The sequence below is a fragment of the Citrobacter sp. Cpo091 genome, assembly GCF_030332645.1.
Lineage (GTDB): Bacteria > Pseudomonadota > Gammaproteobacteria > Enterobacterales > Enterobacteriaceae > Citrobacter > Citrobacter portucalensis.
The window spans coordinates 1-14,650 of sequence record NZ_JAOWHL010000040.1; the positions used below are offsets into that span (position 1 = coordinate 1).

Below are 14,650 nucleotides of genomic sequence, written 5' to 3' on the forward strand. Positions count from 1 at the left end.
CTGTGAGTTCAACTGATGGACGCAACACACTTATTGAACCGTTCTGCTGGTGATTCATAGTCTAGCGTTTTTCTCGGCCTTTCGTTGAGCTGTCTGGCAACACTGTTAAGTCTTTGCTGGCTGTGAACCGATAAGTCAGTTCCTTTTGGAAAATATTGTCTGAGCAATCTGTTCGTATTTTCATTTGAGCCACGTTGCCAGGGAGATTGAGGATCACAAAAATAAATCTGAATGTCTGTCGCTATAGTAAATCGTGTGTGGCTGGTCATTTCAGCGCCACGATCCCAAGTTAATGTTTTATAAAGCTCAGCAGGTAATTCCCGGGCTTGTCTGATGAGTGCAGATATAACTGTTATGGTCTTGTTGTCTCTGATCTTCGCCAGCATAACAAAACGGGAATGACGTTCTACGAGGGTGATGATATAGGAGTTTTTCGAGCCCTGAATCAAGTCACCTTCCCAGTGACCTGGAATAGCTCTGTCAGCCGCCTCTGGTGGCCTTTCGCTGATAGGTATCGTGTTCGGGATTGACCCTAATCCTTTCCCTTTAAGCGATGACGTTCTGGATCTACGCACGACTCTTCCGCTTCTAAGGCATTGCTGCAGCTCTTTTTTTAATGCTCCCCGGGTTTGTATAAAAAGCGTTTTATAAATCGTTTCGTGTGACACATGCATTTCCTGATTATCCGGATAACAGCGTTTCAGCCAACCGGCGATCTGTTCCGGCGACCAGTCCTGATGCATCTTCTCTGCAATAATTTTACACAATGCGGGGCTTTCAATTAGCTTGCAAGGTTTTGGTCTCAGGGCATTTTCCCACGCAGTAGCATCGGCTTTTGCTGCACGGTATTGTTTTGCACCACCGTGCCTACTGACCTCGCGGCTAATCGTTGAGGGCGCTCTTGATAATTTGGCAGCGATGTCCCTGATGCTGCGTTTTGCTACCAGCCCTCTGGATATCTCTTCTCTTTCGTCTAGCGAAAGCGCTAATCGGTGTCGCTTTCGGACAGGGGGACGGTATCCACCAGTCTGGTGGATAGTGGGCATGATAGAAGAATGATATCTGTCGAACATCCTTGCGATATCATGCAGGGAATCACCTTGCTTATATCTGTCCCAGATAATCGCTTTCTGTTCAGGCGTGTAGTAAATGCGCGTTCTTCGTTTCATGGCAACGTCCCCCTTGATTAAGGATAGCGTTGCATCGACCCATTGAACTCACAACGAGGAGCGGACTTTACACCAAAAACCTTCTATATCCGGTCTTTGACAGCGATAATGTTGAGGCGAAAAATAGCAACGACATCGATATGCTGAATCAACCAGCATTATCCAGATATATCGGCTAAACGTAACGAAGGTGGAATGTGTATCTGGATTGTCAATCCTTACGCTCATGCACTCTTTTTATCTTATAGACGAGCCTTCTGAACGTCAGAACTGAATTAATTTTTTGCAGCCTACTCACCAGGTGGGGCTGACATTCACTTAATTTCATACATCAGGCCGCCTTTATTCACAAACTTGCCTGGATTAATTGCAATGGCCTCTTTATCAGTCGTCATTTCGGCTGTCTGCTCAATGTATTGTTTAAAATGAGGGGTCAGCCGATGGGCCTGATAAGCCTCTTCGCTGGCGTATATTTCATAGAAATACCAACGGTTGGGGTTAGCTTTATCAATAGTGGCGTACATCGCCAGAACCCCCTCCTCCAGCTTAATGGACTGTGTCATTTCGGGTAAAACAACATCGCGAAAAGCCTGCCCAAGCGCTGGTTTCACCTCAACGATGATAAAGTTATTGATCGTGCTATTGTTTTGCACAATTTTTTTATCTGCCAGAAATTGCGGCATCAAATCAAATCTACGCTTTTGACTCGTCTCCAGAATATCCCCCGAATGACGCAAAAAATCTTTATAGCTCGTTGAGTTCAGGTGTTTTTCGTAAGCATCGCTGTCGACATAAATTTCAAACACATAAACCACTGACGGGTTCGTTTTATTATGGGCCGAATACATCGCCAGAGTTCCAGGTTCGCTGGTTACCGAAGCGGTAATATTTTTTTCAGCCAGGTTGTTATATGCGTTATTTTTATCTTGCTTGATGACGAGTTCAAAAATATTGAACACGGGCGAAACAGGCACTTTCTGCTCCTGCGCAACAGCAGAACAGCTCAGAGCCAACAAAAGTGGTAAAGAAATCCCGGCTTTCATAAATGACCTCGCTTTTTCGGCGGGAATAAGTTGTGTGTCACTATTCCTGACAAGGCGCGTAAGCGCACCTTATCACAATCCATTTTCGTCGCACTCAACTCCCAGGTTGATTCTCATGGGTGAGAGTCGTGGCGCTTGTACAGGCAGCGGCGGTACGATGCCATCAACGATATGAGGAACGTACGGTGCTTCCAGCCGTGCCATTTCTTCTGCCGATAATGTCAGGTTAAGTGCTTCCACTGCGGTTAAAAGGTGCTCCGCTTTTGTGGCACCGACGATAGGCGCGGTAATGACAGATTTAGACAGCAGCCATGCCAGCGCAACATGCGCACGAGGGACGCCTCGCCCGTCGGCAATCTGTGCCACAACCTCAACCACCTTCTGGTCCTGTTGTGCGGCGTTTTCATACATTTTCAGCGCAAAGGCATCGTTTTGCGTTCGGGGGGTGGTTTCATTCCAGTCGCGTGTCAGCCTGCCGCGTGCCATCGGGCTCCAGGGAATAACACCCACGCCCTGATCCTCACACAGCGGCAGCATTTCCCGCTCTTCTTCCCGATACAGTAAATTATATTGCGGTTGCATCGAGACAAAGCGAGTCCAGCCGTTACGCTCGGCGGCATGCTGCATCTTAGCAAAACGCCAGGCTTCCATAGAGGATGCACCGATATAGCGAACTTTCCCGGCTTTCACCAAGTCATGAAGTGCTTCCATGGTCTCTTCAACAGGTGTGCCGTGATCAAAACGGTGAATCTGATACAGATCCACATAATCCATACCCAACCGGGTCAGGCTGTCGTCGATGGACTGAAACAGCGATTTTCGCGACAAAAAACCGGTGTTTGGCGAGTTACGCCATGGGAAAAATGCCTTGGTAGCGACGACAACTTCGTCCCGATACGCCATATCGCGCAGCGCCCGACCAACAATTTCTTCAGAACTTCCGCCTGAATAAATATTAGCCGTATCAAAAAAATTGATTCCGGCCTCAAGTGCCTGTCGAATCAACGGTCGTGAAGCATTTTCATCAAGCGACCACGGCTGAGGAAGGCGTTCTGGCTCGCCGTAACTCATGCATCCCAGGCACAGTCGTGAAACTTTCAGACCACTTCGCCCCAGGTTTACATACTGCATAATTATCTCCTAATCACGTTTTCAAATGGAAATTGCCACGTCTTTTATTGCCAGCTACCCACTATTTTCGGGATAAATTCTCGAATCTCATAGTCAGCGAGATTGGGGTAATATGCGTCTTCACTCAGAATAGTTTCCAGCTCTTCCCGGCTTACGGTCTTAGCAATAATGACCCCTGCTCTTTCGCGATCCGAATAAGGCCCGATGAGCACAAACTTGCCTGCCTCAAAATACTGCTGAAACCAGCTGACATGACGCATGAAAAGCGCTTCATACTGATCAGGAGAAATATCTTCATTGACTGCTATATTGATCAGATACAATTTTTTGTCCTCTCTTTCAGACAGCCATTTTTAAAGCAGGCGCAGTTTCTTTAATCGTGGCAATCAATCGCAAGGCATGATCTTTCGCCATCGCTTTCTGTTCCCGAATTTTGGCCTCATCTCGTCCTGCGTAGCTCATCCCAAAGGTATAAATTGGGTCCTGTAAAGCCAGATTGCACAACGAGGCTGTGGTTTCAAACTGTGTCATGTAGTGCTGAATGTCGTGACCGAACAAACCATCCGTGGAATACAGGGCCTCTGGTGCTCCGGCGGTAAAGGAAATAATCAGTTTTTTGCCACCCAGTTTTGCGGTGGAGCCATGGGCAAAACCGTGAACAAACACCTGGTCAATCCATAACTTCATTAACCCCGGTACGGAATACCAGGAAAAAGGAAACTGCCAGACAATCACATCGGCTTTGAGCAAGGCTTCCTGCTCCTGTACCACGTTGATTTGGTAATCGGGATACAGAGCATCAAGAAAGCGTATCTCGGCGTCGGGCAGCGCTTGCGCGACTTCACCCAAAATAGTGGCATTGCCAATGGACTCATTAAGATTCGGATGACCTGAAATAATCAGTACATTTTGCATTTTGGCTTCCTGAACAGTGGTTTGTTTAACGGGGAATGAGTATAAACAACCCTGATTCTGTTTTTTAGAGCAGTAATAGCTCATACACTCTTAGCCAATAGCTAATAATGTACTTAATTTCTTTTTCCGGATGACGCCATGAACAATGTCATTTACAACCAAATCCGTATTTTCCAGAGCATCGCCCGTGAAGGGAGCATTACTGCTGCGGCCAGGAAACTTGAGATAACACCGCCTTCCGTGAGCAAAGCGCTAAAACTGCTTGAGCAACATATTGGCCACCCGCTTTTTGTACGCACCACCCGACGCATTGAGCTAACGGACGCAGGAGAGCAACTGCTGCAACAGACGTCGCGGGCTGTTCAGTCACTGGAAAGTGCGGTGGAAAGCATTAAAGATCTGAATCAGGAGCCCTCCGGGCTGGTCAGAATTACGCTGTCGCGCTTTGCTTACCTGCTTATTATGAAGCCGTGTATGGCGGAGTTTTGCCAGAGCTATCCGGGAGTACAACTTGAGATATCCGTTTATGACGGAACGGTAAACATGATTGATGAACGCTTTGATTTGGGCATTCGTTTTGGCGATATCCTCGAAGAGAGCGTTGTGGCCCGCCAGTTGATGAAACCGTTTCGTGAGGGTTTGTATGCTTCTGCGGCCTATCTCGCACAACACGGTACGCCAGAACTGCCGACGGACTTGCATCAGCATCAACTGATCGGCTATCGCTTTATCACCAATAACCGCATCCTCCCCCTGATTCTGGAAGACAAAGGTGAGCAATTAACTGTTGAGATGCCTGGGCAGATCATCAGCAATGATATTGATGTCATGGCCGATGGAATACGCAGCGGTCTGGGTATTGGCCGATTATTCGAACCGGTGTATGAATTACAGCCCGATAAAGAGCAATTTATCCCATTGATGATGCCTTACTGGAAGACCTATCCAGCGGTTTATCTTTACTACTTAAAAAACACCGGTAAAGCAAAGCGAGTCAAAGCACTGATTGATTTTTTAATCATGAAAACCACAAAATAGCTACCGGCACCTGTTAAACGCCCACATCAGATTGAAGCGCTGAACAGCTCGCAACAGCGTCATCAGGCTGCATAGAGCGAGGATCGGACATTTTGTACAGAAATCATTCTATGCATGTTCAACCGAAACCGCGCAGCCGTCATAAGGCGGCTTTTGACTACCCCGCATCAGAAGCCCTTCAGCAACGTCACACGCCGACATTACTGCGCAACACGCACTTCGCAACAACCTCACAGCGAGGCGCTCAGACACGAATAAATAATAATTAACACCCCGCCGGGCGTGCAATGCTTTCCCCGCCACGCCTGCCCGCTTTAGAGGTGGGTTTTAATGCAGTGGAATTATGCGCTCTAACCAGCCTCAGAGCTGGCAGAGCATAATAGATATGTCATTTCGGATTACATGCAAAGAAAAGCAACTTATTTATGCATCCAGTTTACGAATCAGCTTGCCGTCATTTTTATCGAAAGATACTATCTTATAGTTATGGCCTTTCAATGCATCAACAAGCACACTCTCTTCCTCTGATGTCGCAAAAATTATTTGTCCACCATTTGAAGCCGATCTCGCCGCATCTCTCAATAACTCTGCAAAACTCACCTTATTTGCTTCTTGCTGACGTGGTTCATCAAATATAACCAACCCAGGATGATTTGTAGAATATGCTCTACCAACAGAGAACAAGCTTAACAAATACCCCCAGATAATTCGGATTCCATCACTAGCCGAAGTATCGAAGCCAATGTCATAGCCCTCTCTTGTAGGGAGGTATGTATCTTCTGAGATGCTGATAAGACTTGCAGCAAAGCTGGTGAAATTATAATTATTAAGTCTATTTACCATTCCGGACTTCAGTGAATTCAATTTTTCAACATCTTTAGTTGAGAGTACGCTCTGCGGCAATGCTTTTCTTTTAGAAATAAGCTTGACGTATTTTGCATGCAAAGCATTCAATTCAAGCTTTATTTCAGCTAGTGCCGCATAGGCATTGGTTATATTATCAATTGAATTTTCTAAATTTATTTTTCTTCTCAAAACATCTTCTTGCAAAGCAAGTGATGAGTCATCTCTTTTCTTTAGTCTATTTATATCGACTTTTAGGGCGGCGATTGTATCTTGTGTTTTTATCTGCTCTGATGTTTTAAATTTAAGTTGGTTCTTACTATCTTCCAAAACGAACTCAAAAGCTTTAATCTGTTCTTTAATGAAATTCAAACTACTTTCATAAGTCATGAGATTATCTTGCGGTGAAAGGTCTAACAAGTTATCACTGTAAGGAGCACCGCAAGTCGGGCACTCATTACTGTTCAAATGAGTATTATCAAAAACAGTTGAAGAAGCTATTTTTTTAAGATCTTCGTATTTCCTTTTATCATCCAGGAGATTATTCAGCCTGTCTGTTGTAGAGGTAATTTGATGCGCTATATAGCTCTTGTGATCACTTATTTTTTGTAAATCGAGCTCTAATGAATTAATTTCGTCCAATTTAGAACTAATAATACGGACAACCTCTTTCTGAAGTTTTTCATCATCCACAGGACTAACATACTCACTGTTAAGAGTTTTTAACTGGGCTTCGAGTTTAACTCGATAGTCAATCGCTGCGATAATGGAATCTTTTTCCTTTAAAATCAGATCCATTTTATAAGTATCAAACTTTACTTCGGGTTGTTCAGGAATTCCTGAAACAATAGCAGAAACTTTGGCTGCAACAATCTCAGCATTATGCCTTATAAGCTTCCATTGAAAGCCTATAGTATCTATTTCATTTTTTATAGAGCTTCGCTCTAATATATTATCATTGACATCTAAAGAAAGTAAGAATTCTAAAGCCCTTTTCTTTGATTCCTTTATGCCAAATTGAGTTGGTATTGTAGCAAGGATAGATGACCAACCTTTTTTCTGCTCAACGAACCATGCAGGAAAAAGAACGGACGGATATAAGGGGGTATCTTTACCATTATGATTCGGAACTTGTGGAAGTTTCCAATCAAGGAATTTAGAAAACCAAAAGTAAAAGCCCCTTTCTCTTTTAGTATCTCCTTCAAGATGTAGAAAATATGAGCCAGTACTTTGATCGCCACCAGAACTAACCTCATCAATAGTTATAATATTGTCAGTTTCAAAACCTGCTATATTTCTTTTTAGTTTCGCAACAGTGTTTTTATTATTTTTTATTGTTAATTCAACATATGATTTAATCACACTAACTTCTTTACCATCCTTATTAGTCAGTGCTCTAGTTAAAGATGGTGGGAATGGTATTTTTGCACCACCTAAGCCTAAAGCCTTTTCCATTCCAAGTGCATAAGCAATGGCATTCATGCACGTTGATTTACCATGAGAGTTTTCAACACGTAAAAGAAATAGGCCGGTTGAGAAAGGAATATCAATACCATATAGTCCATCAATAGTATTAACTATTATTTTAAGAGAAATTATTTCAAAAGACATATCATCCCACCTGAAATATTTTGGTTATATTAGTCTCTGTCAAACCTTTTTTATGTTTTCCTAAGACAATACATTCCTTTTGAAAGACGTCTAATGCAAGTAAATTGACCGCACAAATATCCCCTTTTTCTGTCAATTTCATCTTGTCATTTTCGCGAATGAGAAAACCATCGGCCAGTAAAAGCTCAATTGCCCTATCCAAAGTCGGATCCATTCTGACTTCAGGCTTAACACTATCTTTATTCAAAACCCAAAATGCAAAATCAGTAGTGTTTTTTTCTGACTTTAACAACCAATTGACAACATGAAGTTTTTTCAATGTGCATGAACCAGTTCTTGCAGCAATAAGTGAGAATATTATTAAAACAAGGCTAGATCGCCACATAGGTCTCATTTCACATGGGAGATGTTCCGGCCTCCGCGTAAATGTGAAAGGTCGTCCGATGATATCTTCTATTTTAATATTCATTTTTCACCATGTTAAAAATCTAACGGACACCTAATTAACCAATCCGATATTACACCCCAATTTATTTTTTCTAAATCTGATTCTTTGAGTGTAGGTATTTCCTTTTCGATATTTTCTTTAAGAACTTCCATTTGTTTCAGCATCTTCTCGGCAGGTTGCGCACTTGAGGATGTAAGCATAGAAAGTCCAACCAAGTTCGTTTCTCTTTGTTGAATGCATTTATATACAACTTCATAAATATCAACCCAATTCTGTTTTAATTCATCGATAAGGTTTTGATAATCAAGATATTTTTGTATTAGAAAATGCCTATAAGTTTCCTGTACTGATTCCGAAGGGTCAATTTTTGGAAGTTTCAAATTCAATTTATCCAAAAAATCAACATGCTCATTAATAAATGATACAGCATGATCAACAGTAGAGTTACTAAGATCTAGATTTAGCTGATAGTTCGTTCTTCGAAGAACTGCCCTCTCAGTTATATAGTCACTATCTGTTTGCACCAAAATCTGGAAGTCATCTGCAACATACGGTAATTTCAGTTCTCTTACTCGTAAGGATTTCTGAGTGCAATATTGTGTAAGTTTTGCAGATTTACTATACGGCGTAGCCAAAATCCATCTACTAATTTTAGTTTCGCCAAACAATAATTCAAGATCAGCTTTATATTTAGTTGTGAATTTTAAAATGTCAGTATTTATTTTTTTGCGCTGTGCTTTAACTAGTTTTTCAACATCGCTTGATTGCTCGGGCAAGTAGCATTGAAAAACATGGCCTGATAGGGTGTAACATTCAATGCCGAAATCACCATTTTGCGAATCAGGCAAATCGCAGCAATTAGCTGGCTTATAGTGTAAACGGATAATGCTCTTAAAATATTGTTCCCATACTTTCGGGTCGCTGTTCGGGTCAGTAAACATTCCTAGTCCATAGAAATTACTTTTTCAGATTATAAACCCTTGTTCTATAGAGAGTAAACCTGAACGCTCACATTTACAGCATTGAATGCAACTTTGTTAACCATGCAAACAACTGTACATGCACACAGTTGTTATTTCTAGCTATTTCTACGGTATTTTTGATAGACATAATTAACTGTCTGTTTTTCTTGACCTTAACTCAACGCGCTACCCTTCATCATCTTTGACCATTCGAAACAAGCATTAGAACTCATTAAATTTCATACGGGAACTATTTAAAATGGATATATTGTCTATTGCAGATCAAATTCCATTAAAAAATTAGATAGGATGTATTTAGAGCTCGCTTCAGATCGATTTAAACTACACTATCCCTTTGATTTTGTTCACCTCAGATGGTTGAGTCACCAAAACAGATTTCGTCATGTTCAACCTTTTAGCTAAAACCTTTTCATAGCATACGTGCGTAAATCCATCTCTAAGTACCGTCACAACCTCGGGGTCATCCCATCCTGTCCTGCTCCCAGTAAACTAACATGTAAGCAACTTCCGTTTCTGGCACAGAGCAGACTTTTTGATGCTCACCCCAACTACCCATCCTTCATATGTAGAGTTCACCATAGAATGATCAACACATGAGCAAAGTATATAAGCCCGTTTTAATTAATCGGCAACGATGGGTGGTCATTCTAGCGGTCTTGACAGAAAGGAAATTCAGGCTTAGCTTACTTATTAGCCAGTTATTGGCTACGGCGATCCCAGTCAGAGGAGCCATATTTAAGAAGCCTGCTTAGGAAACTAAGCAGGCTTTTTGCTTTTCAGGTCGCTATAAAATCCCTCTCATAAGCCCCCTGCCTGCTCTGCACCGCTGTTACATGCCGCATCACAACGTTGATTAAAGTTATGTAAATGTAAATCGTTTAAACTTTGCAATTATTGTAAGTGCTAGTGATTATCATTTATTGTACGCGAGCCAAAGGAACGAGCCCCCCGCTCGGTTCACTGTACGTTCCAATTACTCTGGGATATAAACGATGAATTCTCTGCCTCGCGCCGGACTGCGCCGTATCACACTTGCCTCTGCCCTGGTCTTCTCTGTTAGCCTACCGGCTTTCGCTCAGGAAACGTTAACGCTCTATACCACCCGTGAACCGGGTCTAATCCAGCCTTTGCTTGATAGCTGGACCAAAACCAGCGGCATCAAAGTCAGTACGGTCTATATCAAGGACGGTATGCTCGAGCGCGTTAAAGCTGAAGGTAAAAATTCACCTGCTGACCTGCTGATGACCGTCGATGCCGGTAACCTCATTGATTTAGTGGAAGCGGGTGTAACTCAGCCAGTAGAGTCAGAAGCACTGAAAACCGCTATTCCGGCTAATCTGCGCGGCGCAGATAATCAGTGGTTTGCGCTGTCGATGCGTGCCCGCGTGCTGTATGCCGAGAAGTCACTGCCAATCGATAACTGGCATTACGAACAACTCGCCAGCCCTGAGTACAAAGGTAAAGTTTGTATTCGTTCCGGACAGCACCCGTATAACACAGCGCTGATCGCCGCAATGATTGCTCATCACGGTGAAGCAAAGACCGAAGAATGGCTGCGCGGTGTGAAAGCTAACCTGGCGCGTAAAGCTACCGGTGGCGACCGCGATGTTGCTCGCGATATTCTCGGCGGAATTTGCGATATTGGTCTCGCCAACTCCTATTACGTCGGCCATATGAAAAACGCCAAAGAAGGCAGCGATGCGCGTCAGTGGGGCGATGCGATTAAAGTCGTTAAACCCACCTTTGAAAATGGCGGTACACACGTCAACATCAGTGGCGCAGCTGTAGCCCGCTATGCACCAAATAAAGCCGATGCCGTTAAGCTGATGGAATATCTGGTTTCCGCACCTGCCCAGCAGCAGTATGCGAAAGCGAACTTCGAATACCCGGTACTGAAAGGCGTGACGCTTGATCCGGTTATCAGTGCAACTATTGGTGAAATCGACGTCGATAAAACGCCGTTAACCGAAATCGTTAAATATCGTAAACAAGCTAGTCTGCTGGTAGATAAAGTTGGATTCGATCAATAAACCTCTGCAGTTTCCGACGTTACGCGGCCTGGTTTCCGGGCCGCAGTCATTATTAACGCCGCTACATCTTGGCGCGCTGTGCGTAGCGCTTGGCGTTCTGACACCGATCATTGCGCTGATTTGGCAGGCTACCCAGGCCGATTTATCTCACTGGGATAATCTCTTGACGTATGTACTGCCTGCCGCACTAAAAAATACCGTGCTGTTATTAGCCGGTGTCGCGGTGATGGTCGGCGTGATTGGCGTAGGCAGCGCATGGACGGTAACGGCATGGGATTTTCCTGGACGTAAAATTCTTAGCTGGGCGTTACTGTTGCCGCTGGCGATGCCGACCTACATTGTGGCCTTTGCGTGGCTCGATCTGCTGCATCCGATTGGCCCTCTGCAAACCTTTATCCGTTTTTTATTGGGTTTTGACAGCCCAAGACAGTTCCGACTGCCTGATTTACGCTCACTTTCCGGCGCAATCATCCTGCTCGGATTAGTGCTGTACCCATACGTGTATCTGACAACCCGCGCCATGTTTATTAGCCAACCGGCTCATTTACTGGAAGCCGCACGCACGCTGGGATGCAGCGCAACCGGAACCTTCTTTCGTGTTGCTTTGCCCATGGCTCGTCCGGCGTTGGCCGTTGGGATCAGTCTGGCACTGCTGGAAACGCTCAACGATATTGGCGCATCAGAGTTTCTCGGTGTACAGACGTTAACCGTTACCGTGTACACCACATGGATCTCGCGGTCTGATTTATCTGCCGCGGCACAAATTGCCTGCATGATGCTGATGTTTATATTCCTTATTCTGACGCTGGAATTTTATGGTCGCAGAAAACAAGGATTCAGCAGCCGCAGTCTGCGGGAGATTCAACCTACGCGCGTGCAGGGCTGGCGTGGTTGGCTGCTCGGTGGCGTTATTTCACTGCCGGTTGTGCTGGGTTTTCTGGCTCCGGTACTGTTTTTAATTTGGGAAAGCGCCAAACGCATAGGCGATGAGAACCCCCTTTCCTCTTCGTTACTGTCAGCATTGCAAAATACGCTATCGCTGGCAGCGGGAACCACGCTAGTGGTGGTTTGCGTCAGTATGCTGGTGGCCTGGAGCGCGCGTCATAGCGCCGCAGACAACGCCATGCCGGGATTTCGTCGCGGCGTGATGCGTCTGGCCTCTTTAGGCTATGCGGTTCCCGGCACAATTCTGGCGATTGGCTTTTTAACCCCCGCCATGGCTGTCGACCGCTGGCTGGCAGATTTACTGGATGTTCGCGGCCTGCCGCTGATGTCCGCCGGGATCCTGCTGGTAATTTGTTGTGCCATGCGATTCCAGGCGATTGCCATTGGCGCGCTGGATTCTGGTCTGGGCCGCATTCCACCTTCGCTGGAACAGGCGTCTCGTCTGTTGGGTGAGAATGGTGCGGGGACGTTTGCACGAGTCCATTTTCCCCTGCTGCGCCCGGCGTTAGTCAGCAGTGCCCTGCTGGTTTTTGCTGATGCCATGAAAGAGCTGCCAACAACGTTGCTTTTGCGCCCAGTCAATTTTGAAACGCTGGCAACGTTGCTGTATGCGGAAGCCGCCCGTGGAACCTATGAAGAAGGTGCTATCGCCGCGCTAATGATTGTTTTAGCTGGCACGCTACCGGTTATTTTGTTGGTGCGTCACCAAATGACTCGCCGTGGTTAAGAGAGCAACAATGTCAGAAATTGCATTACGACTCCAGGATGTACACGTTGCTTATGGCAACAGCCAGCAATCGGTACTGAGCGGATTTTCAATGTCGGTACGTAAAGGTGAAATTGCCTGTCTGCTGGGCGCTTCAGGCTGCGGAAAAACCACGGTGCTACGCGCAGTAGCCGGATTTGAACGCCTGCAAAACGGAGAGATCTATGTGTCACAGCGACGTGTTGCCGGTCCCGGCGTTCATCTGCCACCGGAAAAACGTCATGTCGGCATGGTCTTCCAGGAATATGCGTTATTCCCCCATCTGACCGCGCAGCAAAATGTGGCCTTTGGATTGCGTCGCATGCCGCGTGAGGAACAACAGGCCAGAGTGACTGAGTTGTTGAAAATGGTGGAGTTACACAGCCATGCCAACCGCTATCCGCATGAGCTTTCCGGCGGGCAACAACAGCGTATCGCCCTTGCGCGCGCGTTGGCGCCACATCCGGAAATCCTGTTGCTCGATGAACCCTTCTCCAGCCTGGATAAGCGCACGCGTGAGCGTCTTGGCAACGAGGTACGGGATATTTTGCGCGCCGCCGGGCAAACGGCGCTGTTGGTTACCCACAGTGAACACGAAGCCCAGCTAATGGCTGACCATATTGGCGTGGTAAAAATGGGGCAGTATCAAATTAAAAAAGCGACCCATCCGACCTGAAGGTAAACAGGATCGCCCTGAAAATTAATAATGCTTCTGTACCAGGCTGATGTTCACCGGCATACCGGAACGTCTTTCCAGTGCCTGGCTCCCGCGGCTCAAATCCACGTCATTCCCGCTGATAAAGGTGCGCAAAGCGGGAGTGACTGGCAAAGGCACCTTTCTGTCAGACTCGTATTCCGAACGGTTTCGTGACAGCGGCTCATGTACTTCCACCCAGCGACTACCGTCCGGCTCTTCGCTGTATTTCACCGGTCGGTCAATTAATTGTACACGCGTCCCTACAGGCACCGTATCAAACAGGTACTTGATGTCGTCATTCCGCAAACGGATGCACCCCTGACTTACCCGCAGACCAATACCGAAATTGGCATTTGTCCCGTGAATGGCATAAAGCCTGCCAATATAAATTGCATACAGGCCCATCGGATTTTCTGGTCCGGCAGGAACAAATGCTGGCAAGCTTTCCCCGCGAGCGGCGTATTCACGTCGGGTATTTGGCGTCGGCGTCCAGCTTGGTGCTTCCTGCTTACGTTCTACCGCTGTCACCCAGTTACGCGGCGTTTCTCTACCCGCCTGACCAATGCCAATGGGTAAAACCTCAACCGTATTGCTGCCAGCAGGATAATAGTAAAGCCGCATCTCGGCGACGTTGATGACAATCCCCTCACGCACGGTATCCGGAAGTATCAGTTGCTGTGGCACAACCAGCGTTGAACCCGATTTAGGCAGAAAAACATCGACGCCCGGATTGGCTTCAAGCATATTGCTCAACCCCTGCCCGTACTGAGCGGCAAATGCCTCCAGCGGCTTGGTGTTTCCTTGTGGAACCGTAATAGTCAAAGTGCTACCCACCAGGCGACTCCCCTCTGGCGGCAGCGGATAACTCACCGCCTGCACTCCCTGACTCGCAAGCAGCATAATGAGTGAACAAAGCAGTTTTACACGACGCATCTTTTTCCTTTCCTTCGTCGCAACAGATATCCGTTAAGTATAGCTTTTATTATCTGTTTTAGTGGGTTACGACATATTTGCGCATAAAAAAACCTCGCCATCAGGCGAGGTTCAGGTTG

The 14,650-nt window shown here is 45.8% G+C and carries 13 protein-coding genes; 4 read left to right on the forward strand and 9 right to left on the reverse strand.

The genetic code is table 11. The features are described from left to right. Positions 1-8 precede the first annotated feature (8 nt). The 5 genes from OGY04_RS18985 to OGY04_RS19005 form a co-directional block, all read right to left on the reverse strand. Positions 9-1,169, reverse strand: coding sequence for an IS30-like element ISCfr4 family transposase (locus tag OGY04_RS18985; RefSeq protein ID WP_286584749.1), 1,161 nt, complete (start codon positions 1,167-1,169; stop codon positions 9-11). A 314-nt stretch (positions 1,170-1,483) separates the two neighbouring features. Continuing rightward, complete coding sequence (locus OGY04_RS18990; RefSeq protein WP_286585845.1) at positions 1,484-2,212, reverse strand: putative quinol monooxygenase; 729 nt, start codon at positions 2,210-2,212, stop codon at positions 1,484-1,486. Between the two features lie 72 nt (positions 2,213-2,284). Further along, a complete protein-coding gene (locus OGY04_RS18995) occupies positions 2,285-3,343 on the reverse strand; it encodes an aldo/keto reductase (protein WP_286585846.1) in 1,059 nt (352 codons plus the stop codon). Positions 3,344-3,387: 44 nt separating this feature from the next. Beyond that, complete coding sequence (locus tag OGY04_RS19000; protein ID WP_286585848.1) at positions 3,388-3,666, reverse strand: YciI family protein; 279 nt, start codon at positions 3,664-3,666, stop codon at positions 3,388-3,390. Positions 3,667-3,682: 16 nt separating this feature from the next. Further along, complete coding sequence (locus OGY04_RS19005) at positions 3,683-4,258, reverse strand: NAD(P)H-dependent oxidoreductase (RefSeq protein ID WP_286585851.1); 576 nt, start codon at positions 4,256-4,258, stop codon at positions 3,683-3,685. A gap of 138 nt (positions 4,259-4,396) precedes the next feature. On the opposite strand from OGY04_RS19005, the gene OGY04_RS19010 reads away from it, so the two are divergent. Further along, on the forward strand, positions 4,397-5,296 hold the full coding sequence (locus OGY04_RS19010; protein ID WP_286585852.1) for a LysR family transcriptional regulator: 900 nt from the start codon (positions 4,397-4,399) through the stop codon (positions 5,294-5,296). Positions 5,297-5,719: 423 nt separating this feature from the next. On the opposite strand, the gene OGY04_RS19015 is transcribed toward OGY04_RS19010, so the two are convergent. From OGY04_RS19015 to OGY04_RS19025, 3 genes are read right to left on the reverse strand one after another with little or no spacing between them, the layout of a single operon-like run. Then, on the reverse strand, positions 5,720-7,750 hold the full coding sequence (locus tag OGY04_RS19015) for an AAA family ATPase (RefSeq protein WP_286585854.1): 2,031 nt from the start codon (positions 7,748-7,750) through the stop codon (positions 5,720-5,722). 1 nt (position 7,751) lies between these two features. After that, positions 7,752-8,219 carry a serine/threonine protein kinase gene (locus OGY04_RS19020; RefSeq protein WP_286585856.1) on the reverse strand — a complete coding sequence of 156 codons (468 nt, stop codon included), beginning with the start codon at positions 8,217-8,219 and terminating at the stop codon, positions 7,752-7,754. A gap of 11 nt (positions 8,220-8,230) precedes the next feature. Beyond that, entirely contained in the window at positions 8,231-9,139 is a 909-nt protein-coding gene (locus tag OGY04_RS19025) for a hypothetical protein (protein ID WP_286585857.1), read from the reverse strand. A 1,034-nt stretch (positions 9,140-10,173) separates the two neighbouring features. Between OGY04_RS19025 and OGY04_RS19030 the strand changes: the two genes are divergently transcribed. The 3 genes from OGY04_RS19030 to OGY04_RS19040 are packed head-to-tail and all read left to right on the forward strand — an operon-like array spanning position 10,174 to position 13,577. After that, a complete protein-coding gene (locus tag OGY04_RS19030) occupies positions 10,174-11,211 on the forward strand; it encodes an extracellular solute-binding protein (RefSeq protein WP_003834073.1) in 1,038 nt (345 codons plus the stop codon). Continuing rightward, the gene (locus OGY04_RS19035) at positions 11,195-12,883 is read left to right on the forward strand and encodes an ABC transporter permease (RefSeq protein WP_286585858.1); all 1,689 of its coding nucleotides are present in this window, start codon (positions 11,195-11,197) and stop codon (positions 12,881-12,883) included. The genes OGY04_RS19030 and OGY04_RS19035 overlap by 17 nt, the downstream gene beginning before the upstream one ends. Positions 12,884-12,893: 10 nt before the next feature. Further along, the gene (locus OGY04_RS19040) at positions 12,894-13,577 is read left to right on the forward strand and encodes an ABC transporter ATP-binding protein (RefSeq protein ID WP_032669186.1); all 684 of its coding nucleotides are present in this window, start codon (positions 12,894-12,896) and stop codon (positions 13,575-13,577) included. Positions 13,578-13,601: 24 nt separating this feature from the next. Here the strand turns inward: OGY04_RS19040 and ldtA are convergent, their stop codons facing one another. Then, complete coding sequence (gene ldtA, locus OGY04_RS19045; RefSeq protein ID WP_057067531.1) at positions 13,602-14,531, reverse strand: L,D-transpeptidase; 930 nt, start codon at positions 14,529-14,531, stop codon at positions 13,602-13,604. Between the last annotated feature and the right edge of the window lie 119 nt (positions 14,532-14,650).